This is a genomic window from Arthrobacter sp. PvP023, from assembly GCF_017832975.1.
Classification (GTDB): domain Bacteria; phylum Actinomycetota; class Actinomycetes; order Actinomycetales; family Micrococcaceae; genus Arthrobacter.
Window position 1 is genome coordinate 784,244 of record NZ_JAFIBI010000001.1, and the last position, 25,530, is coordinate 809,773.

General features: G+C 66.2%; 20 protein-coding genes. 8 read left to right on the plus strand and 12 right to left on the minus strand.

Annotated features, from left to right (window positions below; translation table 11 throughout):
* Positions 1-2: 2 nt before the first annotated feature.
* The gene (locus tag JOE31_RS03690; protein WP_209748114.1) at positions 3-236 is read left to right on the plus strand and encodes a DUF3073 domain-containing protein; all 234 of its coding nucleotides are present in this window, start codon (positions 3-5) and stop codon (positions 234-236) included.
* A gap of 215 nt (positions 237-451) precedes the next feature.
* On the plus strand, positions 452-1,234 hold the full coding sequence (locus JOE31_RS03695) for a VOC family protein (protein ID WP_209742190.1): 783 nt from the start codon (positions 452-454) through the stop codon (positions 1,232-1,234).
* Between the two features lie 99 nt (positions 1,235-1,333).
* Here JOE31_RS03695 and purM read toward each other — a convergent pair whose 3' ends face one another.
* The 5 genes from purM to uraD form a co-directional block, all read right to left on the minus strand.
* Positions 1,334-2,479: a phosphoribosylformylglycinamidine cyclo-ligase gene (gene purM, locus JOE31_RS03700; RefSeq protein ID WP_209742191.1), complete on the minus strand. Its 1,146-nt coding sequence runs from the start codon at positions 2,477-2,479 to the stop codon at positions 1,334-1,336.
* The gene (gene purF / locus JOE31_RS03705) at positions 2,476-4,122 is read right to left on the minus strand and encodes an amidophosphoribosyltransferase (RefSeq protein ID WP_209742192.1); all 1,647 of its coding nucleotides are present in this window, start codon (positions 4,120-4,122) and stop codon (positions 2,476-2,478) included. The genes purM and purF overlap by 4 nt, the downstream gene beginning before the upstream one ends.
* Positions 4,123-4,169: 47 nt before the next feature.
* Positions 4,170-4,520, minus strand: a complete 351-nt coding sequence (locus JOE31_RS03710; protein ID WP_209742193.1) for a hypothetical protein — start codon at positions 4,518-4,520, stop codon at positions 4,170-4,172.
* Positions 4,521-4,657: 137 nt separating this feature from the next.
* Complete coding sequence (gene uraH / locus JOE31_RS03715; protein WP_209742194.1) at positions 4,658-4,999, minus strand: hydroxyisourate hydrolase; 342 nt, start codon at positions 4,997-4,999, stop codon at positions 4,658-4,660.
* Positions 4,996-5,493, minus strand: a complete 498-nt coding sequence (gene uraD / locus JOE31_RS03720; protein WP_209742195.1) for a 2-oxo-4-hydroxy-4-carboxy-5-ureidoimidazoline decarboxylase — start codon at positions 5,491-5,493, stop codon at positions 4,996-4,998. Before uraD ends, uraH begins: the two co-directional genes overlap by 4 nt.
* A 283-nt stretch (positions 5,494-5,776) precedes the next feature.
* Between uraD and JOE31_RS03725 the strand changes: the two genes are divergently transcribed.
* The gene (locus JOE31_RS03725) at positions 5,777-7,012 is read left to right on the plus strand and encodes a GAF domain-containing sensor histidine kinase (RefSeq protein WP_209742196.1); all 1,236 of its coding nucleotides are present in this window, start codon (positions 5,777-5,779) and stop codon (positions 7,010-7,012) included.
* A complete protein-coding gene (gene opgC / locus JOE31_RS03730) occupies positions 6,999-9,524 on the plus strand; it encodes an OpgC domain-containing protein (RefSeq protein WP_245198958.1) in 2,526 nt (841 codons plus the stop codon). The genes JOE31_RS03725 and opgC overlap by 14 nt, the downstream gene beginning before the upstream one ends.
* 7 nt (positions 9,525-9,531) lie before the next feature.
* Here opgC and JOE31_RS03735 read toward each other — a convergent pair whose 3' ends face one another.
* From JOE31_RS03735 to JOE31_RS03745, 3 genes are all read right to left on the minus strand, one after another.
* Positions 9,532-10,341 carry an IclR family transcriptional regulator gene (locus JOE31_RS03735; protein WP_245198960.1) on the minus strand — a complete coding sequence of 270 codons (810 nt, stop codon included), beginning with the start codon at positions 10,339-10,341 and terminating at the stop codon, positions 9,532-9,534.
* 89 nt (positions 10,342-10,430) lie between these two features.
* On the minus strand, positions 10,431-11,687 hold the full coding sequence (locus JOE31_RS03740) for an aminopeptidase P family protein (RefSeq protein ID WP_209742198.1): 1,257 nt from the start codon (positions 11,685-11,687) through the stop codon (positions 10,431-10,433).
* A gap of 54 nt (positions 11,688-11,741) precedes the next feature.
* The gene (locus tag JOE31_RS03745) at positions 11,742-13,145 is read right to left on the minus strand and encodes an MFS transporter (protein WP_209742199.1); all 1,404 of its coding nucleotides are present in this window, start codon (positions 13,143-13,145) and stop codon (positions 11,742-11,744) included.
* 563 nt (positions 13,146-13,708) lie between these two features.
* Here JOE31_RS03745 and JOE31_RS03750 point away from each other — a divergent pair.
* The 3 genes from JOE31_RS03750 to JOE31_RS03760 are packed head-to-tail and all read left to right on the plus strand — an operon-like array spanning position 13,709 to position 17,825.
* Positions 13,709-14,842, plus strand: coding sequence for an S-(hydroxymethyl)mycothiol dehydrogenase (locus JOE31_RS03750; RefSeq protein ID WP_209742200.1), 1,134 nt, complete (start codon positions 13,709-13,711; stop codon positions 14,840-14,842).
* A complete protein-coding gene (locus JOE31_RS03755; protein WP_209742201.1) occupies positions 14,839-15,459 on the plus strand; it encodes an MBL fold metallo-hydrolase in 621 nt (206 codons plus the stop codon). The genes JOE31_RS03750 and JOE31_RS03755 overlap by 4 nt, the downstream gene beginning before the upstream one ends.
* Complete coding sequence (locus JOE31_RS03760; protein WP_209742202.1) at positions 15,456-17,825, plus strand: FdhF/YdeP family oxidoreductase; 2,370 nt, start codon at positions 15,456-15,458, stop codon at positions 17,823-17,825. Before JOE31_RS03755 ends, JOE31_RS03760 begins: the two co-directional genes overlap by 4 nt.
* Before the next feature lie 18 nt (positions 17,826-17,843).
* Here JOE31_RS03760 and JOE31_RS03765 read toward each other — a convergent pair whose 3' ends face one another.
* Positions 17,844-19,241, minus strand: coding sequence for an alpha-amylase family glycosyl hydrolase (locus JOE31_RS03765; RefSeq protein WP_209742203.1), 1,398 nt, complete (start codon positions 19,239-19,241; stop codon positions 17,844-17,846).
* A gap of 166 nt (positions 19,242-19,407) precedes the next feature.
* Here JOE31_RS03765 and JOE31_RS03770 point away from each other — a divergent pair, with 166 nt between their 5' ends.
* A complete protein-coding gene (locus JOE31_RS03770; RefSeq protein WP_209742204.1) occupies positions 19,408-19,695 on the plus strand; it encodes a hypothetical protein in 288 nt (95 codons plus the stop codon).
* A gap of 186 nt (positions 19,696-19,881) precedes the next feature.
* Here the strand turns inward: JOE31_RS03770 and JOE31_RS03775 are convergent, their stop codons facing one another.
* The 3 genes from JOE31_RS03775 to JOE31_RS03785 are packed head-to-tail and all read right to left on the minus strand — an operon-like array spanning position 19,882 to position 25,283.
* The gene (locus JOE31_RS03775; protein ID WP_209742205.1) at positions 19,882-22,389 is read right to left on the minus strand and encodes an FAD-dependent oxidoreductase; all 2,508 of its coding nucleotides are present in this window, start codon (positions 22,387-22,389) and stop codon (positions 19,882-19,884) included.
* A 38-nt stretch (positions 22,390-22,427) separates the two neighbouring features.
* Complete coding sequence (gene purU, locus JOE31_RS03780; RefSeq protein ID WP_209742206.1) at positions 22,428-23,357, minus strand: formyltetrahydrofolate deformylase; 930 nt, start codon at positions 23,355-23,357, stop codon at positions 22,428-22,430.
* A gap of 9 nt (positions 23,358-23,366) precedes the next feature.
* Positions 23,367-25,283, minus strand: a complete 1,917-nt coding sequence (locus tag JOE31_RS03785) for a BCCT family transporter (protein WP_209742207.1) — start codon at positions 25,281-25,283, stop codon at positions 23,367-23,369.
* Between the last annotated feature and the right edge of the window lie 247 nt (positions 25,284-25,530).

A 25,530-nucleotide genomic window follows, 5' to 3' on the forward strand; every position in this document is an offset into this window, starting at 1 on the left:
CCATGGGGCGCGGCCGTCAAAAGGCAAAAGCTACCAAGCAGGCTCGGGATATTAAGTACTATTCCCCGAACACCGACTACACTGCTCTTCAGCGCGAGCTCAAGAGCTCCGAGGGTCGTGCACCGAGCCGTTTCTCGAGTGAGCCGGTAGAGCCGGATTATTCGGCCTATGTGGATAAGTACGCGGATGATTTGGAAGAAGACGACGACGAGGTTGACACCCGTCGAATCGGTTAGTTGTCGCCCGCTGAACCTGCCGTAAGGCACTCAGCGGCGTGCCGCCGTCGTTCATTCACCACAGTGATCCGTACGATGCTTCGGCTCTTCTTTCCCAGCACCCCCGGGTGCTGACCCCAGATATCAGGCCCGTCAGGGCGCGCCGGTTTCCGGTGTGCTCTGACGGGCCTTTCTGCTGTACGCCTACACTGTTGGGGTCGAAGGGAAACAATTTTATGACCGAGCGCAGCACGTACGACGCGGGCGAGATTTGCTGGACGGACCTGCAGGCCAAGGATGTGGAGGCCGCCAAGTCCTTCTACGCAAGCGTGTTCGGATGGCGCTATGAGGACCTGCCCACACCGGACGGGCGAAGCTATTCGAAGGCTTACCTGGACGGTGACCTCATCACCGTCATTGCGCCGCAGAATCCCCTCCAGGAGGCATCCGGGACGGCCGCGCAGTGGAACATCTACTTTGCCGCGGGTGACGCCGGCGCCATAGCCGAGGAAACCCCGCACGCGGGCGGAATACTGGAGTTCGGTCCCGAGGACGTGGGGGACACCGGTGTGATGGTGTTCGTTGCGCCGCCCGGGGGCGGCACCACCGGGGTGTGGCAGCCGGGAACGCATACCGGCACCGCCCGGTACAACCAGGCCGGGGCGCTGGCCTGGGCTGAACTGCTGACTCCCGAACCGCAGGCAGCTGTCGCGTTCTTCCAGCAGCTGTTCGGGCACGAGGTCACGGAATATCCGCAGGACGACGGCGGGACGTACACCACGCTGATGGTGCACGGCGCGGAGGTGGCCGGCATCGCCAGGGTTCCCGGCGATGCCCAGGATACGCTCGAGCCCGGCTGGCAGGTGTACTTCGGCGTTTCAGATGTCGCGGAAGCGGTGGCAGCTGCGGTGGCAGCAGGCGGCGTGGTCCTCGTTGAGCCGGACGACATCGACGAGGCAGGAACCATCGCCACGCTGAGAGACCCGCAGGGCGGGGTATTCAGCGTGCTGGAGGTTTAGCCGCCGCGGGCTTAGACGCCGAGTGCCCCGCAACTGCCGTTCTCAGTTCTCTCTAAACGGCGGTTGCGGGGCACCCGGTGGGTTGCTCAGGCGAGGTGCTTAGGCGTAGGCGTTCACCAGTCGGACTGCGCCGCCGTCAACACCCTTGGCACCCTGGACGTAGTCGGGGCCGGTCTTGACGATCGAGTCCGTGTTCTCTTCCACGGTGCCCATGATCCAGGACGGCAGGCCGCGGTCGTTGAGGCGGTTCACGGCGGCGTCGGCGGCTTCGGGGGAGACAATCGCCACCATGCCCACGCCGAGGTTCAGGGTGCGCTCGAGGTCGGCCAGCGGAACGTTGCCCAGTTCCGAAACCAGCTTGAAGATGGCGGGGAGTTCCCAGGTGGCGCGGTCCACCGTGGCGATGAGGCCCTGGGGGAGGACACGCGCCAGGTTGGCTGCGAGGCCGCCGCCGGTGACGTGGCTGAAGCCGTGGACGGCGGCGCCGGCCGTGACCGGGAAGGTGCGGGCCAGGTCCAGGCAGTCAGCGGCGTAGACGCGGGTGGGCTCGAGCAGTTCCTCGCCCAGCGTGCGTCCGAGTTCGGAGACCTGGCGGTCCAGGGCCCAGCCGGCGTGGTTGATGACCCGGCGGACCAGGGAATAGCCGTTGGAGTGCAGGCCGGAGGAGGCCATGCCGATCACCACGTCGCCGGCGCGGACGCGGTCCGGACCCAGCAGGGCGTCGGCCTCGACAACACCGGTGGCGGCACCGGCGACGTCGTACTCGTGCTCACCCAGCAGGCCCGGGTGCTCTGCGGTTTCGCCGCCCACCAAGGCGGTTCCCGCCACGGAACAGGCTGCTGCGATGCCGCGGACGATGTCCGCGATGCGCTCGGGGACAACCTTGCCGCAGGCGATGTAGTCGGTCATGTAGAGCGGTTCGGCGCCCACCACCACGATGTCGTCCACCACCATGCCCACCAGGTCGAAACCGATGGTGTCGTGGATGTCCATGGCCTGGGCGATGGCCACCTTGGTGCCCACGCCGTCCGTGGAGGTGGCGAGCAGCGGCCGCTTGAAAGTGAGGAGCCTCGAAACGTCGTAGAGTCCGGCAAAGCCGCCCACCCCGCCGATCACGGAGGAATTATGGGTGGCCTTGACGGCGTCCTTCATGAGTTCGACGGCGCGGTCTCCCGCTTCGACGTCAACACCGGCAGAGGCGTACGTGATGCCGGCGTTCTGGGCGGAGGAAGATGCGGAAGTCATACGGACTCTTTCTTGTCAGCGGTCAGACGGTCGGCGTCGGTCAGCAGGTTCTCGAACTCGGCGTCCGGTCCCGGATCGCAGCCCGTAGCGCCGGGCTTCCCGGCCGGGTCCTCTTCGGAATCAACGGCAACCGCGGCGGCGGCTGTGGTGGCGGATCCTGCCGCGGGCAGGCCGCCGAGGTCCGTGCGCTCCAGCAGGTTCTTGCCCAGTTTGTCCGAGCCCGGGAGCTCGATGGGGTACTTGCCGGTGAAGCAGGCGGTGCAGAGGCGTTCGCGCGGCTGCTGGGTGGCGCCGATCATGCCGTCTTCGGAGATGTACGCCAGCGAATCGGCGCCGATTGCCTGGGAAATTTCCTCAATGGTGGCGCCGTTGGCGATCAGCTCCGCGCGGGACGCGAAGTCGATGCCGTAGAAGCACGGCCACTGGACCGGCGGGGAGGAGATCTTCACGTGCACCGCAGCAGCGCCGGCCTCCCGGAGCATCCGGACGATGGCGCGCTGGGTGTTGCCGCGAACGATCGAGTCATCCACCACCACAACGCGCTTGCCGCGGATCACGGATTCGAGGGCGTTGAGCTTGAGGCGGATGCCCAGCTGGCGCAGGGTCTGCGAGGGCTGGATGAACGTGCGGCCCACGTAGGAGTTCTTGACGAAGCCGTGCGCGAACGGGATGCCGGATTCCTCGGCGTAGCCCACGGCGGCCGGGGTTCCGGACTCGGGGACGGGGATGACGATGTCCGCTTCCTGGGTGTTCTCGCGGGCCAGTTGGCGGCCCATCTCCACACGGGACTCATACACGGAACGTCCCGCAATGGCGGCGTCCGGACGCGCAAGGTAGACGTACTCGAAAACGCAGCCCGCCGGCGTCGGCTCCGCAAAGCGCTGGGACCGCACGCCCTCTTCGTCAATGGCGATGAATTCGCCGGGTTCGATTTCCCGGATGAAGCTGGCGCCCACCGTTGCGAGGGCCGACTGCTCGGAGGCCACTACCCAGCCGCGCTCCAGCCGGCCGAGGACCAGCGGGCGGATGCCATAGGTGTCGCGTGCCGCGTAGAGGGTGCCTTCGTCCATGAAGACGAAGCAGAAGCCGCCCTTGATCTTGGGCAGCAGCTCGATGGCGGTCTGTTCGAGGGACTTGCCCTCTTCACCCTCCAGCAGTGCCGTCACCAGGGCGGTGTCCGAGGTGTTGCCCTGCTTCATTTCACCGCTGAGCTGGCCGCCGTTGCGCTCAATGATCATGGCATTGAGCTCGGCGGTGTTGGTGAGGTTGCCGTTGTGGGCCAGCGCCACGGTTCCCGTGGCGGTAGCGCCAAGCGTGGGCTGGGCGTTGGCCCAGTGGCTGGCGCCGGTAGTGGAATAGCGGCAGTGGCCGACGGCCAGGTGCCCGGTCAGGGTGTTCAGCGTGGTCTCGTCGAAGACCTGGGATACGAGGCCCATGTCCTTATAGACGTTGATCCGCTTGCCGTCACTGGTTGCTATGCCAGCCGACTCCTGACCGCGGTGCTGCAATGCATACAGCCCGTAATAGGTGAGTTTTGCTACTTCTTCACCTGGTGCCCAGACCCCGAAGACGCCGCAAGCGTCCTGGGGGCCTTTTTCGCCAGGGAGAAGATCATGAGAAAGTTTTCCATCGCCGCGTGCCACTGGTCGATTATCTCACGTCATGGGGTAGGACTTTTCCGGCTGCCCGTTTATGACTGACGGCCGGCCGGGGTGCCGCTGTCATCGCCGTCGTCTGCTTCGTTGCCCGGGGCGTCCTCCGGGACGGCCTCGACGACGGCGTGTTCGGCGCGGCGGACGCTGAGCCGGTCCAGCAGGAGGGCGACGACGGCGCCCAGAATCACGCCGCCGGCGCCGAAAAGGACCAGGAAGAAGCCGAAGACCGAGCTGGGTTCGTAGCCCGGGTCTCCGGGCAGCGCGAACGCGATGACCGCCGCAACGATGATGCCCACGAGTCCGCCAAGTATGAGGAACGGCACGTATTTGGGTGCTCGGCGCACGGTGATTTCGCGCCTCTCGGCGGGGGTGTCTTCAGAAGCCATGCCCTCTAGCCTACTGCCCCGTGTTGATCGGGTTGGCCGCCCGGGGCCGCCTCGCCCTGAGCGGCCCCCTCCCGAGTTTTTGTCCAGATAATGGGCTTTCGAGGAGCGTTTGGCCGTGGTATCTGGACAAAAACTCGTCAGCTGCCGCGGTACGTCGAGTAGGCGAAGGGGCTCAGGAGCAGCGGCACGTGGTAGTGCTCGCCGGCGTCGGACACCGTGAACACCAGGTCCACTTCCGGGAAGAACGTGGCCGTGCCCACGCCTTCGTAGTAAGCCCCTGTGGCGAAGTTCAGCCGGTACGTCCCGGCCGGGAGCAGTTCCGGACCGAGGTCCTTCGCCCGGCCGTCACCGTCGGTGGTGCCCGACGCAACGAGGTTCCAGCCTCCGCCGTCGCGCGCGTAAAGCCCGACGGCGACGCCGGCAGCCGGGCGCCCGGATCCGGTGTCCAGGATGTGGGTGGTCACCTGTGAAACGGTCATTCGCTGATCACTCCTTCGAGCCGGAGCAGGGCGATTTCGCGCAGCTGCCCGGCCACTATGGCGTCTTCTTCTTCGGCGGTGTGGTTGAGGCGCTCGTGCAGCGCCGCCAGGATTTCCGGCGCGGTGCGGCCGGCTGCCCGGATCAGGAAGACCCGGCCGAACTTCTCCTCGTAGGCGCGGTTCCCCTCGGCCAGTGCCGTGGTGACGTCCGCGTCCGCCGGATCCACTCCGGCCTGCTCCGAGCGGGACATGGATGCCTCCGTGGTTGAGGCCGTGGGCCGTTCCCCGATCCGCGGGTGGTGGGCCATGGCGGACTCCACCTCGTCCGGTGTAAACGGGGCGGCGGCGTCGCGGGCAAAGTCCAGCAGGGCCTTGCTGCTGGCAAAGGGTCGTGCGTCCGCGATCTGGTCCACCCAGCGCTGGACGTCGATGCAGGGGCGAAGTGCCGCGGTGACTTCCGCGCGGTCCGCCCCGTTGAATACGGCAAGCTGCATGCTTGTTCATCCCTCGTGCAAAATGCTGGCATCCATGGCGTCGGCTATGCGGAAGAGGGAGTACCCCGGTGCAGGTGCCGCCGCGGATCCGGTCAGGGCCGCTGCGTTCACCTACATTCCACATCATGGAACTGTTATTTCAGCATGCGTAATAGTCAACCCGAAATTTGCGGTTGGTGTCAAGAGACTACCTCACCCCTGTGAGCGGCAATCCGCTCCGCTAGACTCCTGCTGGGGGGACTGCGGCGCTTGGCTGGGTGTCCTGGATGTGGAAGGGACTCACGTGGCTCAAGCAGATGGGCACAGCCTTGCTAGCGCTGACTTTAAACGGCGCTCCGTGCTGGGGGAGTACGGACTGCTGGAAGAGAATCCCAGTGCCAGCGCGGCACGCGCACTGAACTTCCTGGTGGACCTTGCCGCGAAGCTTTGCGGCGTTCCCTTCAGCGTCGTCAACATCATCACTCCCGAGCAGCAGGTCCAGCTCGCGGCTGCGGGCCTGAAACCCGGGCTGTGCGCCCGCGAAGACTCGATGTGCGCCAGGGTCTTCCAGCAGGGCCGCACCACCGTGGTGCCCGACGCTGCCGCCGACCCCAGGTTTGCGGCCCATCCCTTTGTGACCGGAGAAATCGCCAGCGTCCGGTTCTACGCCTCCTCCCCGCTGCTGACCGGTTCGGGGTTCGCGCTGGGCTCCCTGTGCGTCTTTTCCGAAGCGCCGGCCACCCTCTCCGCCGAACAAACCGCCATGCTGGATGTCCTCGCGGCGCAGGTGGTGGAAGTGCTGGAACTGCAGCACCGCACCCTGCAGCTCCAGCATGCCCTGGAAGAACTGGGCCGAAGCAACCGCAAGCTCGCTGATTTTGCCGGCCGGGTCAGCCATGACCTGCGGATCCCCCTCACCACCATCCTTGGCTATGTGGAACTGAGTGAGGACGACGAGGACATCCGTCCGGGCAGTCCGGCTGCGGGATACCTGGAACACATCCGAGGCAGCGGGCGGCGGATGCTCTCCACGCTGGACGGCGTCCTCAGCTACTCCCAGGTGGGCGGAATGCTGCGTTCCCGTCCGGTGTCCCTCAAGGAGACCGTTGCGGCGGCGGTCAGCGACCTGGGCGACGGGTTCAGTCCTGACGCCGGGCTGGACTGCGAGGACGCGGAAGTCATGGCTGATCCGGCGCAGCTGAGGTCCTTGCTGCAGAACCTCCTGGGCAATGCCTCCAACTACCGCAGCCCGGCGCGCGAGCTCAAAGTCAGGGTCTACGCGCTGGCAGACGACCGCGGAGTCACTGTCCGGGTGTCGGATAACGGCAAGGGCATCAGCGCCGCCGACCGCGAGCGGGTCCTTGAACCCCTGGTCCGGCTGCACCGTCCCGGTGACGCCGCCGGCTCGGGCCTGGGGCTGGCTACCTGCGTGCGCATCGTCCAGTCGCACGGCGGAGAACTCTCGCTCACGGAAACCCCCGGCGGCGGAACGACCGTCTCGGCACTCTTCCCGAAAGGCGGCCCGCATGAATCCGCTTAAAGCCTTCCGGAGGGCCGCGCTCCTGGTGCTCGCCCTCGTGCTCTTCCTGCCGGCTGGGGCCGCGCAGGCTGCCGTGGCAGCGCAAGCCGGCGTGGCTGCGCAAGCCGCCATCCCGGCGTCGAACACTAACAGCGGTGAGGACCTCGGTGCCTCATCGGGAAAGCCGCTCCTGGGCGGCGTCCTGGAATGGGGCGAGGACGACGCCGCCGGGTTCGCCGGCCGGTTGCAGGCAACCCCGGCGGTCCTCGGTCACGACGTCTCCTTTCCCATCACGCGCGGTGAAAAAGGCTACCTGCGGGAGTTCCTGGCCCAGAGCGCCGCCTCCGGGGCCCATGCCCTGCTCACCGTGAATCCCGCGGTGCCCCTCACGGAGGTGGACGCAGCCGGTGCCGCAGATTTTGCCGGGCAGCTTGAGGAACTCGCGCAGGGTTTCCCCGGGAAGCTGCTGATCCGCTTCGCCCCGGACATGAACACAAGCTGGGTGTCCTGGGGTCAGCAGCCCGGGGACTATGTGACGGCGTTCCGTGCGGTGGCCCAGGCGTTCGAACCGGAACCAAATGCGGTGATGGTGTGGCAGCCGTTCCAGGCGCGTGACTATCCGTTCACCAGGAACCGTGAAGCCCCGGCACCCGGCACTCCGGGTTTCCCTGCACTGGACACCAATTCCGACGGCGCCTGGAACGGGGCCGACGCACCTTACGCCCCGTACTACCCGGGAGACGACGCGGTTGACTGGGCGGGCCTGACGGCACTGCATGACGACACGGGCGGCGGAGCTGCCGTCAACACACTGCCAAGGGACGGGGAACTGGCCTCCCTTTTGAACGGGACCGCCCGCGGGGCCGCCTCCGCTGAGGGCGCCGGTTCCGACGGCGGTGGCTCCGACTTCTACGAGTCCTACGCAGTGAAGCGGGACAAGCCGCTGCTGGTCCAGACGGCGGCCTACTTCAGTCCGACGGCAGGCGGCCCGTCGGAAGCCGACATCAAGTCCGGCTGGTGGGAGCAAGTGCTGGGCGAGGCAGCGCCGGGCAAGCTGGAGCGTATTGCCGCCGTCGTGTGGGACGAGAAAACGGAGGTGGGGGACGCCGGCAACACCATCATTGACTGGCGCCTCACCCGGAACCCGGGCGTGGCAGCCGCCGCCGGGGCAGCCGTCAAGGAATCCACGCTCGTCACCGGGCCGGTCACCAGGATTGTGGAGGGGCTGGGCGGGGCGCCCGGCAACACCCTGTCCGGCGCTCCGGCGGGGATTGCGGCGGCCGCCCTGCTGGCCGGTGCGATCCTGCTGTGGTTCCTGCCGATGCGGTTGCGCCCGGCGAAGGGCTGGACGTATTCGGACAAGTCCTCGCGCGATTCCCGGGTTGACCTGATGCGCGGGCTGGCCATCCTCTTTGTGGTGGTGAACCACGTGGGCATGACGTCCCTCTTTCAGCTGTTCACCCAGGAGACCATCGGCTTTGTCTCCGGCGCCGAGCTGTTCGTGCTGCTGTCCGGGCTGGTGCTGGGGATGGTCTACGGGCCCAAGGCCCAGGACAACATCGGCGAGGTCGCCCAAAAAACCGGCAGGCGGGCGGGCAAGCTGTACGTCACGGCGCTGGGAGTTGTTGTCCTGGTGTTCGCCCTCAGCCTCATCCCGGCCTTCAATTCCGACGTGCTGACCACGTTCACGGACCAGGGGACCGGCGGCGCCGGCAGGTCGGGAGCGGGCCGGACTTATGACCTCTACACCGGTATGCAGGGCCTGCTGCAGTTCCCGGTGTCCGGGGCCGTCATCCCCGCGGTGCTGCTCCTGCAATTCGGGCCATGGCAGTTCAACGTCATGGGACTCTACGTGATCATGCTCCTGGTCAGCCCGCTGATCCTGCTCGCCCTGGCCCACGGCAAGGTGCTCTGGGTACTCGCGGCCACCACCGCGCTCTACGTCGCAGGCACAGTGTTCCGGTTCAGGGTCCTGCCGTCGCAGTTCGAGGATTCCTTCCCGCTGATGGTGTGGCAGGTCCTGTTCGTGCTGGGCCTGGTGGGCGGCTACTACCGGCGGACCATCGTGGCCTGGCTGTCAGCGCACCGCTGGGTGGTGGGTCTCTGTGCCGCCGTCACCGTGGCCTTCGCCCTGATGTCCTGGGCCAACCCGTACCTGGCGAACGAATACGATGTGCGGCTCGCGCTGACGTCCGACGCGAACTACCGCGCCGTTTACGACCGGTTCTTCGGGCGGACCTACCTGGAACCGGGGCGGCTCCTGAACGTGCTCACCCTGCTGGTGACGGTCTACGCGCTCCTCACGGCCTACTGGAAGCCGATCGAACGCGCCGTCGGCTGGTTGCTGATTCCGCTGGGGCGGGCCACGCTGTACGTCTTCATCATGCACGTGGTGCTGATCGCCGTGGTGGCGAACATCCCGGCACTGCAGCAGGGAAACATCTGGCTCAACACCGCCGCGTATGCCCTGATCGTGGCGCTGCTGTGGGTGATGGTCCGGACCAAGTTCCTGTTCCGCATCATCCCCACCTGACGCTCTCTCAGGCCGGGGCCGGGGAGGCGCCGCCGAGGCGGGCTGTGACGCGGTCCGCGGCTGCCTTGCAGGATTCCCCGAGGCGTTGCAGCGTGTCCGGGGAGACCCGGAAGCGCGGTGCCGGGATGAGGACCGCCGCCACGATGTCGCCGCGGTGGTCGAACACGGGGGCGGCCAGCCCCACTTCGTCCAGGGACGACTCCCCGTAGTTGGTGGCCCAGCCGCGCCGGGCGACGTCACCAAGCCGGATCAGGTAGGCCTCGAGGCTGGTGTCGTCCAGGCCCGGATAGGCAATTTCGCCGCTGCGGAGCAGTACCCGCACCCGCTCGGCGGGCTCGGCGGCGAGGAAGACCTGCACGGAGGCGCTGAGGGCATCGTTGTACCGGGCGCCCAGCGGGGTGGTGTGCTTGATCTGGTGGTGGCTGGCAATTTGCTCCACGCACATCGACTCGGAGCCGTTCCACACCATGAGGGCGCTTGTTTCGCCGGTCTGCTCCGTCAGTTCGCGCAGGACGGGGTAGGCCACGCGGCGCTCTTCGAGTTCGGCCAGCAGCGGTCCGGCGACGGCGATGAGGCCCAGCCCCAGCCGGAACCTGCGGGTCTCCGGGTCGCGCTCCACCAGGTGTTCCTGTTCGAAGGTGGCCAGGATGCGGGAAACGGTGCTCTTGTGCAGGCCCACGCGGTTGGCGATCTCGGTGACGCCGAGCAGCGGCTCGTCCGCGGTGAAACTTCGAAGCACCGCGATGGCGTTGACGATGACGGACGTGCCCTTGGCGTCGCCGTTGCTGCTGGATTCGGAAGCTGCTGCAGAGGTCATGGTGTGCACCATCATTCCGTATGTAAGCAGGAAAGCGGCGCCACGAAGGACGTGGCGCCGCTTTCCGGCGGTGGCAACTCCGGTGCTTGTTAGGCCCCGATGATGTTGTATTCCGGACCGAACGGGAACTTGGTGATGTTCTCCGCGCCGTCCTCGCCCACCACCAGGATGTCGTGCTCGCGGTAGCCGCCGGCGCCGGGCTGGCCGTCCATGACCGTGATCATCGGCTCCATGGAAACCACCATGCCCGGCTCCAGGACCGTGTCGATGTCCTCGCGGAGTTCCAGCCCGGCTTCGCGGCCGTAATAGTGGCTCAGGACACCGAAGGAATGGCCGTAACCGAAGGTGCGGTTGGCGAGCAGTCCGTAACCGACGTAGATCTCGTTGAGCTCCGCGGCGATGTCCTTGCAGACCGCGCCGGGCTTGATCAGTTCCAAACCGCGCTTGTGGACCTCGACGTTGATGTTCCACAGCTCCAGCGAGCGGGCATCCGGTTCGCCGTAGAACAGGGTGCGTTCCAGCGCGGTGTAGTAGCCGGAGGTCATGGGGAAGCAGTTCAGCGACAGGATGTCGTGTTCCTGGATCTTGCGGGTGGTGGCCCAGTTGTGCGCGCCGTCGGTGTTGATGCCGGACTGGAACCAGACCCAGGTGTCGCGGATTTCCGAATCCGGGAAGGTCCGGGCGATTTCGTGGACCATGGCTTCGGTGCCGATCAGCGCGACCTCGTACTCGGTGATGCCTGCCGTGATGGCGTTGCGGATGGCTTCGCCGCCGAGGTCGCCGATGCGCGCCCCGTGCTTGATGACCTCGATCTCCTCGGCGGACTTGATCATCCGCTGGCGCATGGCGGCCTGGGCCACGTCCACGAGGGCTGCTGAGGGGAAGGCAGCCTGGATCTTGTTGCGGTTATCCAGCGGCAGCGAGTCGTCCTCGACACCGAGGCGGCGCGGGTTGATGCCGCGGGTGCGCAGGACTTCCTGGATGGCGAAGATGTAGTTGTCCCGGCGCCAGTCCGTGTAGATGACGTTGTCGCCGTAGCTGCGCCGCCACGGCATGCCGGCGTCGATATTGGCCGTGACGGTGACGGTGTCATCCTTGGTGACCACCATGCCGTAGGAGCGGCCGAAGGTGGTGAAAAGGAAGTCGGAGTAGTACTTGATGGAGTGGTAGCTGGTCAGGACGACGGCGTCCAGGTCCTTCTCGGCCATGATGCGGCGCAGGCCGGCGAGGCGGCGCTCGAACTCAGTGTCGGAGAACGTCAGCTTGACCTTGTCGCCGTTTTTCAGGACTTTGAGCCGCTCCAGTTCGGCGACGGACGTTGCGTTCTCGGATGTTGTGGTGGTCATAGTGGTGTTGCCTTTCCGTGGTGCAGTTACGTGAGGTGAGTGGAAGAAGTTTGGCTATTCGTGGCGCAGCGGTTCTTTGCAGGTTTCCCGGGAGAGCGAAACGGCGATCAGGGAGATCACCGCCGCGGCGACGAGGTACCAGGCCGGTGCCAGATCGCTGGCGGTGGCAGCGATCAGGAGGGTTGCCATAAACGGGGCGGTGCCGCCGAACAGGGCGTTGGAGAGATTGAAGCTGACCGCGAAGCCGCTGTAGCGGACACGGGTGGGGAACATTTCGGCCAGGAAGCTGGGGAGCGTTCCGTCGTTGAGGGTGAGCATCGCACCCAGCAGGATCTGGACCAGGACAATGATCAGGAAGTTCCCGGTCCCCAGGAGGGCGAACGCCGGCACCGTCAGCACGATGAAGGCAACGGATGCGCTGATGAGCACCTTCTTGCGGCCGTAACGGTCCGAGAGCATCCCGGTGAGGAAGATGAACCCGATGTACGTGATCAACGCGATGGTGGTGGCCAGGAAGGATTCGGTTGCGCCCAGGCCCAGCTCTGAGGACAGATAGGTGGGCATGTAGCTGAGGATCACGTAGAAGCCGACGGCGTTCAGCAGTACAGCTCCGACGGCCTGAAGCAGCTGCCGCCAATGGTTCCGGAACAGGCTGGAAACAGGTGCCTTGACGGCCTCGTCCTCCGCTGCCATTTCGCGGAACACCGGGGTGTCCTCCAGCTTGGTGCGGATGTAGCGTCCGATCAGTCCCATCGGGGCAGCCAGCAGGAACGGCAGGCGCCAACCCCAGCTATGCATCGCGTCGGAACTGAGCAGGACTGTCAGCAGGCCCGCCAACAGGGAACCCAGGAGCAAGCCTGCTGCGGTGCTCGCAGGAACCACTGCGGCGTAGACGCCCCGCTTGTTAGCGGGGGCGTATTCGACCAGGAACGCCGATGCTCCGGCGTACTCCCCTGAGGCTGAGAAGCCCTGCACGACCCTGATGATCAGCAGCAGGATCGGGGCCCAGAGGCCGATTGTGTCGTAGCCCGGAATAAGAGCTATGCAGAATGTCGCCCCGGACATGATCAGGATCGACAGGGAGAGCGCGGTCCGGCGGCCCACCCTGTCACCGATGTGGCCCCAGACGAACCCGCCGAGCGGGCGGACCAGGAATGAAATCGCGAACAGGGCGAAAGTCAGCAGAAGCCCGGTCTGGGGGTTTGATTCAGGGAAGAAGACCGTCGCGATCGTGACGGCCAGGTAGCCGTAAACGGCGTAGTCGAACCATTCAACGAAGTTGCCGATGAAGCTGGCCGCGATGACCCTGCGGCGGGTTTCCTTGCTGACATCGTTGTCAGCAGGTTGGAAATGCTGGCCGCTCAACGTGCTGCGGCCGGCGCGGGGGCCTTCATGCAGGCCATCCTGCTCCGCGCCCGGTCCTCCCGCAAGAGCGGGAGAGGAAGTTTCGTTACTCATGTATCCACCAAATTGTTTGTGGTTGCATTCAGCGCAACGCTGTTGCACCAGATTAGGCGTGACGTGTAACACAGTCAATACCTTTTGGTTTCCAAAATGTGAAATTTCCGCCCCGTAAGGACTCGGTGAATGTGCCCAAGGAGCCCAGGTGTGGAAAATTAGTTGCGCTGAAAGCGACGCGGTTGCGTTTTGTTGCATCGCGCCGAAGCCTGCTGCGACGCCGCGATGAACCCCGGGACGTAGCACTCCGGCGATCTATTGACACCCCTGTGTGACGACTGTCATATTTTCCAGTACGCGCTATGTGCATCGTGTTGTGTAATACGCAATTTGTAGATCCTGAGCACGCCGCAGTGCCCGCCGCAGCCCGGGCAGCAGCGCACGCCGCCGTCCCGGGCGCGGATCAGGTCCGGGTTTCGGGCCCCGGCCAAGGCCCCGGCCAGGGCGCCGATCAGGGCCTTGAGCCGCTGGAAGAAGATTTGGAACCGCAACGAGTCAGCTAGATTGGCAATGGGTGCCGTTGCCAGCGAGCCCCCCGGGCTCAGGAAAGGAACACAAGAATCATGGTTCACAAAGTAAAAGCCGTTGTCGTCAAGGAGAAGAACGCTCCGGTTTCGCTGGAGACCATCCTGGTGCCGGACCCGGGGCCGGGTGAAGCACTGGTGGACATCCTCACGTGCGGGGTGTGCCACACGGACCTGCACTACAAGCAGGGCGGTATCGGTGAGGACTTCCCCTACCTGCTGGGCCACGAGGCTACCGGCGTGGTCAACGCGGTGGGACCGGACGTCACCGAAGTGGCCCCCGGCGACCGCGTGATCCTGAACTGGCGCGCCGTGTGCGGAGAATGCCGCGCCTGCGCGAAGGGCCAGCCGCAGTACTGCTTCAACACGCACAACGCGACGCAGAAGATGACGCTGGAGGATGGCACTGAGCTCTCGCCCGCGCTGGGCATCGGTGCGTTTGCGGAGAAGACGCTCGTTGCCGCCGGGCAGTGCACCAAGGTGGACGACGACGCCGATCCCGCCGCCGTCGGGCTCCTCGGCTGCGGCGTGATGGCAGGCATTGGCGCCGCGATCAACACCGGTGAGGTCAAGCGCGGCGAATCCGTTGCCGTGATCGGCTGCGGCGGCGTGGGCATCGCCGCCATCGCGGGCGCGAAGCTGGCCGGCGCCACCACCATCATCGCGGTGGACATCGACGCCAACAAGGTGGAAATGGCCAAGTCCCTCGGCGCTACCCACGGCGTGGATTCCAGCAAGGAAGACCCGATCGAGGCCATCCGGGCGCTGACCGGCGGCAACGGCGCCGACGTCGTGATTGAAGCGGTGGGCCGCCCCGAGACATACAAGCAGGCGTTCTACGCCCGCGACCTCGCCGGCCGCGTGGTGCTGGTGGGCGTTCCGACACCGGACATGAAGCTGGAGCTGCCCCTGCTGGATGTTTTCGGCCGCGGCGGATCCCTGAAGTCCTCCTGGTACGGCGACTGCCTGCCGTCCCGGGACTTCCCGATGCTGGTGCAGCATTACAAGCTGGGCAACCTGGACCTGGACGCGTTTGTCTCCGAACGCATCACCATCGACCAGGTGGAGGAGGCCTTCGAGAAGATGCACGAGGGCAAGGTGCTGCGTTCCGTGGTCGAAATCAGCCCGTCCGCCGAGACCGCGCGCACCGCCCCGGAAGCGGCCGCCGTATGAGCGTGACCATCGAGAACCTGGTCACCTCGGGCACGTTTTCGCTCGACGGCGGCACCTGGGATGTGGACAACAACGTCTGGATCGTGGGAAACAACGAAGAATGCGTGATCATCGACTCCCCGCATGATGCGGAGGCGATCATCAGCCAGGTCCGCGGCCGAAAAGTCCTGGCCATCCTGCTGACGCACGCGCACAACGACCACATCGGGGCGGCGCGTGCCGTGGCCGGGGCCGTGGGCGCGCCGATCTACCTGCACCCTGACGACCTGGTGCTGTGGGAGCAGGTCTATCCCGACGTCAAACCGGACCGCTACCTCGCGGACGGCGATGTGTTCCAGGTGGGCGGGGCAACCCTGCGCGCCCTCCACACCCCGGGCCACTCGCCCGGGTCCACGTGCTTCCAGCTCGAGGATGAGGGGACGGTGTTCACCGGGGACACGCTGTTCAACGGCGGCCCGGGCGCCACGGGCAGGTCCTACAGCGACTACCCCACCATCCTGGCGTCCATCCGCCAACGGCTGCTGACCCTGCCTGCCGCGACGGTGGTCCGCACCGGCCACGGTGACAACACCACCATAGGGGCCGAGCGCGAGACGCTGGCCAAGGTAGACCAATGAAACCTCCCAAGTTCGGCAGGCAGCCGGCCCCGGTCGCGGACATCAACGAGGACGACCTTGAAGTCCACCCGCCGAAGAGGGAAGCGGCCGGCGTCAAGGCTGTGATGGTTGCGCTGGAGCGCGCCGTGGCGCAGGCCGGGGTGTCCCGGACGGCCCATTCGCTGCTCCGGCTGAACCAGCGCGGCGGCTTCGACTGCCCTGGCTGCGCGTGGCCTGAATCGGACAAGAAACGCAAGACGGCGGAGTTCTGTGAGAACGGCGCCAAGGCCGTGGCCGAGGAGAACACGCTGCGCACGGTCGGCGCCGAATTCTGGGCGAAGCACTCCATCGCCGAACTGTCAGGGAAAACGGAGTACTGGCTGGGCAACCAGGGCCGGCTCAGCGAACCGGTAGTGATCCGCGAAGGCGAAACGCACTATTCGCCCATCTCCTGGGCGGACGCGTTCGACCTCATCGGCGAACACATCCGGGCCAGCACGCCGGACCGCTGCGTCTTCTACACCTCCGGTCGCACGGCGAACGAGACGGCGTTTATGTACCAGCTGTTCGCGCGGGCCCTGGGCACCAACAACCTGCCGGACTGCTCGAACATGTGCCATGAATCCTCGGGTTCGGCGCTGAATCCGACCATCGGCATCGGCAAGGGCACCGTGTCGCTGGACGACATCCATGACTCCGAGCTCATCTTCGTGGTCGGACAGAACCCGGGCACCAACCATCCCCGGATGCTCTCGGCGCTGAAGGAGTGCAAGGACAAGGGCGGCAAGGTGGTGGCGGTGAACCCGCTGCCCGAGGCCGGGCTGTTCAACTTCAAGGACCCGCAGACAATCTCCGGTGTGGTGGGCGGCGGCACACCACTGGCGGACGAGTACCTGCAGATCAAGGTGGGCGGGGACCTGGCCCTGTTCCAGGCCCTGGGCCACCTGCTGCTGGCGGAGGAAGAGCGGAACCCGGGTTCCGTCGTCGACCGTTCTTTCGTTGACGCGCAGACGGACGGCTTCGACGCCTACCGCGAAGCCCGCGCTGAGCTGGACTGGGACGAGACGGAGAAAGCGACCGGATTGGCCCGGAAGCAGATCGAGGACGTGGCCGGGATGCTGGTCCGGTCCAAGGCCACGATCTTCTGCTGGGCCCTCGGCGTCACGCAGCAGCCCCACTCGGTGGACACCATCAAGGAAATGGTCAACGTCCTGCTCCTGCAGGGCAACTTCGGCAAGCCCGGCGCCGGCGCCTGCCCCGTCCGCGGACACTCCAACGTCCAGGGCGACCGGACCATGGGCATCTGGGAGAAGCCGAAGGAATGGCTGCTCGAAGCACTGGACAAGGAGTTCAACATCCAGTCACCGCGCGGCCACGGCTACGACGCCGTGGAAGCGATGGAGGGGTTCGAACGCGACGACGTGGACGTCTTTGTGTCCATGGGCGGCAACTTCTCGCTGGCCTGCTCCGACACCGAAACCCTGGAAGCCGGGATGCAGCGCATCGGCCTGACCGTGCATGTGTCCACCAAGCCGAACCGGTCCCACGTGGTGCACGGGCGCACCTCGCTCATCCTGCCCACGCTGGGCCGGACGGACAAGGACGACAAGCACCCGGGCGGCGCCCAGTTCCTGTCCGTGGAGGACTCCATGTCCGTGGTCCACTCCACCCAGGGCAGGCTCCACCCGGTCTCTGACCACCTGCTCGCGGAGCCGGTGATCATCGCCCGGATGGCCGACGCCACCTTCGGCGAGGACCACCCGGTGGACTGGAAGGCCATGGCCGCGGACTATGACGTGGTCCGGGACCACATCTCCCGCGTCATCCCGGGCTTCCAGGACTTCAACGAGCGGATCCGGACCAGGAACGGCTTTGTGCTGCCCAACCCGCCGCGGGACACCCGGTCCTTCAAGACGGACATCGGGCGCGGACGCTTCACGGTCAGCCCGCTGGAATACCTGACACCGCCGGAGGGCCACCTGGTGCTCCAGACCATCCGCAGCCACGACCAGTACAACACCACGTTCTACGGCGTGGATGACCGGTACCGCGGCATCTCGGACGGTCGCCGGGTGATCCTGGTGCATCCGGAGGACCTGGCCGAACTCGGCTTCAAGGACCGGGACCTGGTGGACGTGGTGAGCACCTTCCGCGGGAACGACCGGCAGGCGGACAAGTTCCGGCTGGTGGCCTACCCGACGGCGAAGGGCTGTGCCGCGGCGTACTTCCCCGAAGCCAACGCCCTGGTCCACAAGGAAAACGTGGCCCGGGAATCCAACACCCCCGGGTTCAAAGCCATGTTCGTCCGCTTCGTGCCGCACCCCGCGGAAACCCCGGCGGATGTCCCGGCTGAGCGCAGCGAGGCAGCTGCCGCGGCGGCCGGCTAACAGGACCGGCCAGGAGAGCTAGCCCTCTCCGAGCACTGCCCACCCGTAACCGGGCAGGCCCGCGGCGTCCCGGTCCGGATGCCGGTGGGCCCGCCCGGCCAGCAGCCCGCCCGAACCGGGCGGCACGGGCAGGTCCGCCGGCGTGCCGGAGAGGTTCAGCGCAACTGTCAGCACTCCTCCGGCGCCTGCGCCGCTGTCGTCTGCGCTACCGGCGCCTGCATTACCCTCGCCACGGACCTGGTAGACGAGGTGCTCGTTGCTGAGCGTCAGGACCGTGGTGCGCGCCCGGTGCAGCCAGGCATGCCGCCGTCGGAGGCTGATCAGTTCCTGGTGCAGGTGGTACACGGGCCAGCCGGCCGCTGCCAGTTCTGCGGGGCCGGCGGGGAACGCCGGACGGACGGCGTCGTCTCCGCCGGCGCGCTCCTCCTTGACGCCGCGGAAGGCCTGTTCGTCGCCGTAGTAGATGCAGGGCGTCCCGCCCGCGGTCAGGAGGACGGTGAGCGCCAGCGCCAGCTGGTCCGGGTTCGCCAGCTTGCTGGCCAGGCGGGTGACGTCGTGGTTGCCCACGAACGTGAGCGGCACGAAGCTGTCCAGGAACCCGTTGTGCCGCTCGAGCGCGGATGCGAGTTCGTAGAAGTTGGCATCGTTGAGTGAACTCCAGACGGCTTTCCACAGTTCGTACTGCGTGACCGAGTCGAGGGTGCTCCGTTCCACCTCCTCGGCGAAGTCGCCGTGGATGTACTCGCCCACGAAATAGGAGTCCGGATACTCGCGGCGCACCTCAGCCAGCACCGGGGCCCAGAACGACGGCGGCACGGCGTACGCCGCGTCGAGCCGCCAGCCGTCCGCCCCGCGGGCCAGCCAGTGCTTCATCACGTCCGTGACCAGGGCGGCGACCCCCGGTTCGTCGTGGTTGAGGGCCACCAGATGATGGTGGCCCTCGAAGTCCTCGTAGTCCGGTTCTGTCCCCGGCGTCCACTCGGAGTCCGGCCACTGCAGGCGGAACCATGAGGCGGCAGGAGACCCTGGACCGTCCGTGAGCACATCCTGGAACGCCCCGAAGCTGCGTCCCACATGGTTGAAGACGCCGTCCAGCAGGACTTTCAGCCCGCGGGCGTGGCACTGGGCGATGAGCTCGTCAAAGTCCGCGTCATCGCCCAGCCGGGGATCGATCCTGAAGTAGTCCGTGGTGTCATAGCCGTGGGTTTCCGAGGCGAAGACCGGCCCCAGCGCGAGCCCGGACGCTCCGAGTTCCAGCACGTAGTCCAGCCAGGGGACCAGCTGGCCCAGCCGATGGGCCACAGGCTCTTCCGGCTCCTTGGACGCCCGCTCTGCGGCAGTCTGCTCCGCGCCGACAAAGCCGATCGGGTAGACCTGCCACCAGATTGCGTGTTTGACCCAGTCCGGTTCCGTCATGGGGATCCACCTTTCGTCAGCTTCCCAAGATACTCGGTTGGCTCCCTTGCCGTACCTTGAGCGAATCCTTGCATTTCTTTGAGCCGACGCTGAGCTACGTTCGCCACACTCGAAGGGAAGGGTCAAGTAAGAGTCAGTCTGCGTACCGGGGATGGTGAAGGTCCGCATGGAAAGAATTCAAAGCGGGGAGAAACTGCTGGGTGAAGCCCTGGCCAGGGCCGCCGTCGGACTCGTGCGGGAAGCCCCCGGGTACAAGAGGCGGGCCCTGCACTACCTGAAGCATTCGTGGAAGGTGTACTCCCTTTCCCGTGCCCTGGCCAAGGCCCTGGAGGACTCCCGGGAGGCCTCCAGCTGGCCCGGCGACCGGCTCCAGGTGGGCTCGTACATGTCCGAACGGGTCGAAAAAGTCACCCGGCTCATTCAGCGCGAAGCCAAAACCTACGCGGCCGGCTAGGACTTCGGCCCCGCCAGCCCCAGCCGTCCGCCCCGGCCGCCAGCCCCCGCCGCCCGCCGTCGTGACCCTGTTTAACCGCGAACGACGGCGACACTCCGGGCTCGCCGGTGTGTCGCCGTCGTTCTGGCGTAATAGAGGGTCGGGACGGCCGGGCGGCCGTCCTGAGCCGCCGTCGAACTAGTCGAACTAGCCGCGCAGCCGCTCCATGCCGGGGTCGAACAGCGGCTCGGCCGAGACGGTGGCCGCGATGCGCCGGCCGAAGTACTCAACCTCCACGGCGTCGCCCTCGGACACCGCGGCAGGCAGCCAGGCGTACGCGAGGGGCTTGCGGATCGAGTAGCCGTAGGCGGCGCTGGTGACATAGCCGGCGGCCTCGCCGTTGACGTACACCGGTTCCTTGCCCAGGACCAGGGAGGTGCCGTCGTCCATGGTCAGGCACCGCAGCACCTTGTCCAGCGGCTGTTCCTTCCGCGCGGCCAGGGCCTCACAGCCCACGAAGCCCGTCTTGTCCTTGGCGATCGAGAAGCCCAGGCCGGCCTGGTACGGGTGGTGCTCCGAGGTCATGTCCGTGCCCCACAGCCGGTAGCCCTTCTCGAGCCGCATGCTGTTGAACGCGCCGCGCCCGGCTGCGATGATGCCGTGTTCCTGGCCTGCCTCGAACAGCAGGTCCCACAGCTTCAGCCCGTACTCGGCGGTGGTGTACAGCTCCCAGCCGAGCTCGCCGACGTAGGAGAGCCGCATGGCCGTGACCGGGATGCCGCCCACGGAAATTTCCTTGGTGCGGAAGTACTTGAGCCCGTCGTTGGTCAGGTCGTCGGAGCTGACCTTGCCGATCACCTCGCGCGCCAGCGGCCCCCAGAGCCCGATGCAGCAGGTGCTGCCGGTGATGTCCGAGACGTGCACCCACTGGGCCGGGTCAGCGGCAGACTGCTTCCGGGCCTCCACCCGCAGGTAGTCGAAGTCCACGTTGCTGTTCACGCCGAGCTGGAACTGTTCCTCCGCGAGCCGGGCGACGGTCACGTCGCTGCGGATGCCGCCGTCGTGCTCCAGCAGCAGGCAGTACGTCACGGCACCCGGCTTCTTGGCGATGTTGCCCGTGCTGAGCCGGTGCAGCAGCGCCTGGGCGCCCGGTCCGTTGACGGCCAGCCGCTTCAGCGGCGTCATGTCGTAAAGCCCGACGGCGGTGCGCGTCTTCCACGCTTCGGCCGCCGAAATGGGGGAGGAGAACATGGCTGACCACTCGTCCCGCTCCGGTGCCTGCCATTCGGCCGGAAGTTCCTCGAGCAGCCCGCGGTTGGCCTCGAACCAGTGCGGGCGCTCCCAGCCGGCGGACTCGAGGAAGAACGCTCCGAGCTCCTTTTGCCGGACGTTGAACGGGCTGACCCGCAGGTCCCGCGGGGACTCCTTGGGCTGCAGCGGGTGCAGGACGTCGTAGATTTCCACGAAGTTCTGCTGGGAGGTTTCGCTGACGTACTCGTCGCTGGTCTGGACCTTCTCGAAGCGGGTGAGTTCGCAGCCGTGCAGGTCGGTGCGGGGCTGGCCCTCGATGAGCAGCTCCGCCATGGCCTTGGCCACACCGGCCGAGTGGGTGACCCAGACTGCTTCGGCCACGAAGAACCCCGCAAGGTCGGGGGACTCGCCCATGAGCGGGCCGCCGTCGGGGGTGAAGGAGAAAATGCCGTTGAAGCCGTCCTCGATCTGAGCCCCGCGCAGGGCAGGCAGGAGGTCCTGGCTGTCCTCCCAAGCGGGCAGGAAGTCTTCCAGAGTGAACTCCAGGCGGGAGGGCATGCGGTGGTCCGACATTTCCTCTGCGGAGACCTTCGGCAGAGCGGACATGTCCACCGGCATGGGGCGGTGGGCGTAGCTGCCGATGCCGATGCGGTCGCCCCATTCGCGGTAGTACAGGTCCCTGTCCTGGTAGCGCAGGATGGGCTTGCTGGCGCCCTTGGGGAGCTCGTTGACGCCCTCGAGTTCGGGCAGCGGGGTGCTGATGGCGTACTGGTGGGCCAGCGGGAGCAACGGGACTTCCAGGCCCACCATCTTGCCGAGCTCCCGTCCCCAGAACCCGGCGCAGGAGACGACGATGTCCGCCGGGATCACGCCGTCGGCCGTTTCGACGCCGGTCACCTTGCCGCCCTCCTGGGCGATGCCGGTCACGGTGGTGGAGCCGAGGAAGGTCACGCCACGCTCGCTGGAGCGCTCGATCAGCAACTGCACGGCACGGGCAGCCAGGGCCAGCCCGTCCGTGGGGATGAGCAGGCCGCCCAGGACCTCGCGGCCGCCGGTGAGCTTACCGGTGTTCAACAGCGGGTAGATCTTTTCGCATTCATCAGCGTCGACGATCCGGCTTTCGACGCCCCAGGAGGTCATCACCCCCATCTTGCGCTTGAGGTCGGCCAGGCGTTCGGGGGTAGTTGCCAGTTCCAGGCCGCCCACCTGGTTGAAGCAGGACTGGCCGTCCTTGCTCAGGGAGAGGAACTTGTTGACCGTGTAGGTGGCGAATTCGGTCATGGTCCGTGACGGGTTGTTCTGGAACACCAGGCCCGGCGCGTGCGACGTGGAGCCGCCGGCAAGCTCCAGCGGGCCCTGTTCCACCACCGTGATGTTGGTCCAGCCCCGGGTGGCGAGTTCGTCGGCAAGGTTGGTTCCGACGATGCCGGCGCCGATAATGACAACGCGTGGTGATGCGCTCATGGGTTGTTTCTCCTGTTTTTGCGTAAGAGGCGTTGGCGTTAGCGGAAGACGACGGTGCGGGTGTTGTTGAGCAGGACCCGGTGCTGGCAGTGCCACTTAACTGCACGGGACAGTGCCTGGGATTCGGCGTCCCTGCCTACCGTGACCAGTGCGTTCGGGTCCAGGCTGTGGTCCACCCGGAACACTTCCTGCTCGATGATCGGGCCCTCGTCCAGGTCTGCGGTGACGTAGTGCGCGGTGGCTCCGATGAGCTTCACGCCGCGATCATAGGCCTGGTGGTAAGGCTTGGCACCCTTGAACCCGGGCAGGAAAGAATGGTGGATGTTGATGGCACGGCCGCGGAGGCTGGAGCACAGGTCGTTGGACAGGACCTGCATGTAGCGTGCAAGGACCACCAGGTCCGCGTTGTACTCGGCCACCAGCTCCAGCAGGCGCGCTTCAGCTTCGGGCTTGGTAGCGGCCGTTACCGGGACGTGGATGAACTGCAGGCCGGCGGCTTCCGCCATGGGGCGAAGGTCCTCGTGGTTGGACACCACGACGGCGATCTCCGCACCCAGGCTGCCGGCGCGCCAGCGGAAGATCAGGTCGTTGAGGCAGTGCCCGAACTTTGAAACCATCACCAGCAGGCGCTGGGGCCGGCCGTCGTGGATGGTGAAGTCCATGCCGAACTCATCGGCGATGGCGGCGAACTCCGCGCTGAGGCCTTCCGCGGAAACTTCCTTGTCTCCCGGAGTGAAGGCCGTGCGCAGGTAGAGCTTGCCGCTGATGTGGTCATCGAACTGCTGGTGTTCAACAATGTCGAAGCCGCGATCAGCGAGGAATGCTGTGATGGCCCGGACGATTCCGGGGCGCTCCGGGCACGCAAGGGTAAGGACATACTGTACGGTGTCGGTGCCGCGGACGCCGGCAACGTCGCCGGCCTCCACCGTCGCGTTACCGGTGGGGCGGCCTTCGAGGACTGTGGTCATGGTCTACTCCTAATTTTTTGCGGGGGCTTGGGTGTCAGCGGGGGAAGCCGCGCAGCGGCCGTCGTCCGGACAGCGCTGATCACATTGATGCTTGGTAACGAGATCGAACTGGACGCCGCCGTGCTGGTCCACGCCGCTGCGAATGGCGCGCTCCACTACGGAGTCCGCCAGTCGGCGCCGGAGGGACAGCGGATCCCGGCGCAGGTCCTTGACCAGGGCGAAGCACAGCAGCAGCATGACCAGCACAAACGGCAGGGCCGCCACGATGGTGATCCGCTGCAGGCCGGAGAGCGCCTCCGAGGGTTCATCACCGCCGGCCAGCATCATGACGGCGGCTACTGCGCCGGTGAGCAGGCCCCAGAAGATGACCAGGCCGCGCTTCGGGTCGGAGGACCCGTTGGAGCTCAGGGATGCCATGATGATCGATGCGGAATCGGCGCCGGTGATGAAGAAGATGGCCACCAGGACCATGGCGAGAACCACTACTGCTGCGGTGAGCCAGGCAGGCATGGACATGTTCCGGACGAGGTCGAACAGGGCGCCGTCAAAGTCGATGGACGGTGACCCGCTGGCCATGGACACGAGGCCGGCCGTGCCCGCCTTGTCCGCGTCCTCCTGGATCTTGAAGGCCGTTCCGCCGAAGATGCCAAACCAGATGACGCTGACGATGCTGGGGACCAGCAGGACGCCGGTGACGAACTGCCGGATGGTGCGGCCGCGGCTGATGCGGGCGATGAACATGCCCACAAACGGCGTCCAGGACACCCACCAGGCCCAGTAGAAGATAGTCCAGCCGGACATCCAGGTGCGCAGGGCCTCGTCACCGACGGCCTCGGTGCGGGAGGACATTTCGGCCAGGTCCCTGGCGTAGTCGCCCACCGCGGCCGGGATGAGGTTGAGGATGAACAGCGTTGGCCCCGCGATGAAGACGATGAGCGCCAGGACAACGGCCAGGACCATGTTGATATTGGACAGCCACTGGATGCCGCGGCTGATGCCGGACACCGCCGAGGCCACGAAACACGCAGTCAGGACGGCAACGATGGCCACCAGGACGGGGGTGCCGATCTCGCCGATCCAGCCGTTCGAGGTCAGGCCGCTGCCGATCTGGAGCGCGCCGAGGCCCAGGGAAGCGGCCGTGCCGAAGAGCGTGGCGAAGATCGCCAGGATGTTGATGAACTTGCCCACCGGCCCTTCTACCGTCCTGATGCCGAACAGCGACGTGAACGCTGCCGAGATCAGCTGGCGGCGGCCCAGGCGGTAGGTGCCGTAGGCCATGGCAATGCCGACGACGGCGTACATTGCCCAGGGGTGCAGGGTCCAGTGGAAGATGGAGGTTGCCATGGCCGTCTGGATGGCTGCCGGTGTCCGTCCGTCCACCGTTCCCGGCGGCGGAGAGATGTAGTGGTACAACGGCTCGGCCACACCGTAGAACATCAGGCCGATGCCCATGCCGGCCGCAAACATCATGGCAATCCATGACACGGTCCGGAACTCGGGCTTCTCGCCGTCCTTGCCGAGGGGAATGTTGCCCCACTTGCCCAGGGCCAGCCAGAGCACAAAAACAACGAACAGCGAGGCCAGGACCATAAAGAGCCAGCCGGTGTACTCCATTACCCAGTCGAGGGCGGCTGTTGACGTGGCTGCCAGGCTGTCCCGGCCCAGGAAGCCCCACGCCACGAAGGCCAGGGCCAGGACCCCGGTGATGCCGAAGGTGGCCTTGTCGAGGGTGAGTTTGCGGTTCCGCCGCTCTGCCACAGCCTGCTCGGCTTTGGTCTGGCGGAGTTCCTGCATGATCTGCTCGGTGTCCCCGGCATCGTGTGAATCGTGGGAGGAAGGAGAGTTCTCGGGTGCAGGAACGAGCTTGGGCTCCTCCAGCTCGAGGCGGGGTTGGGCATCCGTGCGGATGTCGCTGTTCAAAGCCATGTCAAGTCCTTTGGTTTGAATTCATGGGCTGAAGCTGTACTCCGGCGTCCCCAAACCGGGCGGAAGATCGGGGCCTTCCTGGCATTCATTGTTCAAGGTCAGCTTTGCTTCCATCGCGGCAGTTGTTCCGTAAGGATCAACACGTCTCGCCATAAGCAACAGAGTGACCCGTATCACAGTCGCGTGTCAAGGTTTTCTGAAGTCTTAAGCCCTATTTCAGGGAATCCGGCCGGGCCTTGACAGTGGA

What these genes read in the sequence shown, in the direction of transcription:
- JOE31_RS03690 (WP_209748114.1), top strand. Translation starts at nt 3, where the DNA reads ATGGGGCGCGGCCGTCAAAAGGCAAAAGCTACCAAGCAGGCTCGGGAT.
- JOE31_RS03695 (WP_209742190.1), top strand. Translation starts at nt 452, where the DNA reads ATGACCGAGCGCAGCACGTACGACGCGGGCGAGATTTGCTGGACGGAC.
- purM (WP_209742191.1), bottom strand. Translation starts at nt 2,479, where the DNA reads ATGACTTCCGCATCTTCCTCCGCCCAGAACGCCGGCATCACGTACGCC.
- JOE31_RS03710 (WP_209742193.1), bottom strand. Translation starts at nt 4,520, where the DNA reads ATGGCTTCTGAAGACACCCCCGCCGAGAGGCGCGAAATCACCGTGCGC.
- uraH (WP_209742194.1), bottom strand. Translation starts at nt 4,999, where the DNA reads ATGACCGTTTCACAGGTGACCACCCACATCCTGGACACCGGATCCGGG.
- uraD (WP_209742195.1), bottom strand. Translation starts at nt 5,493, where the DNA reads ATGCAGCTTGCCGTATTCAACGGGGCGGACCGCGCGGAAGTCACCGCG.
- opgC (WP_245198958.1), top strand. Translation starts at nt 6,999, where the DNA reads ATGAATCCGCTTAAAGCCTTCCGGAGGGCCGCGCTCCTGGTGCTCGCC.
- JOE31_RS03735 (WP_245198960.1), bottom strand. Translation starts at nt 10,341, where the DNA reads ATGACCTCTGCAGCAGCTTCCGAATCCAGCAGCAACGGCGACGCCAAG.
- JOE31_RS03740 (WP_209742198.1), bottom strand. Translation starts at nt 11,687, where the DNA reads ATGACCACCACAACATCCGAGAACGCAACGTCCGTCGCCGAACTGGAG.
- JOE31_RS03745 (WP_209742199.1), bottom strand. Translation starts at nt 13,145, where the DNA reads ATGAGTAACGAAACTTCCTCTCCCGCTCTTGCGGGAGGACCGGGCGCG.
- JOE31_RS03750 (WP_209742200.1), top strand. Translation starts at nt 13,709, where the DNA reads ATGGTTCACAAAGTAAAAGCCGTTGTCGTCAAGGAGAAGAACGCTCCG.
- JOE31_RS03755 (WP_209742201.1), top strand. Translation starts at nt 14,839, where the DNA reads ATGAGCGTGACCATCGAGAACCTGGTCACCTCGGGCACGTTTTCGCTC.
- JOE31_RS03760 (WP_209742202.1), top strand. Translation starts at nt 15,456, where the DNA reads ATGAAACCTCCCAAGTTCGGCAGGCAGCCGGCCCCGGTCGCGGACATC.
- JOE31_RS03765 (WP_209742203.1), bottom strand. Translation starts at nt 19,241, where the DNA reads ATGACGGAACCGGACTGGGTCAAACACGCAATCTGGTGGCAGGTCTAC.
- JOE31_RS03770 (WP_209742204.1), top strand. Translation starts at nt 19,408, where the DNA reads ATGGAAAGAATTCAAAGCGGGGAGAAACTGCTGGGTGAAGCCCTGGCC.
- JOE31_RS03775 (WP_209742205.1), bottom strand. Translation starts at nt 22,389, where the DNA reads ATGAGCGCATCACCACGCGTTGTCATTATCGGCGCCGGCATCGTCGGA.
- purU (WP_209742206.1), bottom strand. Translation starts at nt 23,357, where the DNA reads ATGACCACAGTCCTCGAAGGCCGCCCCACCGGTAACGCGACGGTGGAG.
- JOE31_RS03785 (WP_209742207.1), bottom strand. Translation starts at nt 25,283, where the DNA reads ATGGCTTTGAACAGCGACATCCGCACGGATGCCCAACCCCGCCTCGAG.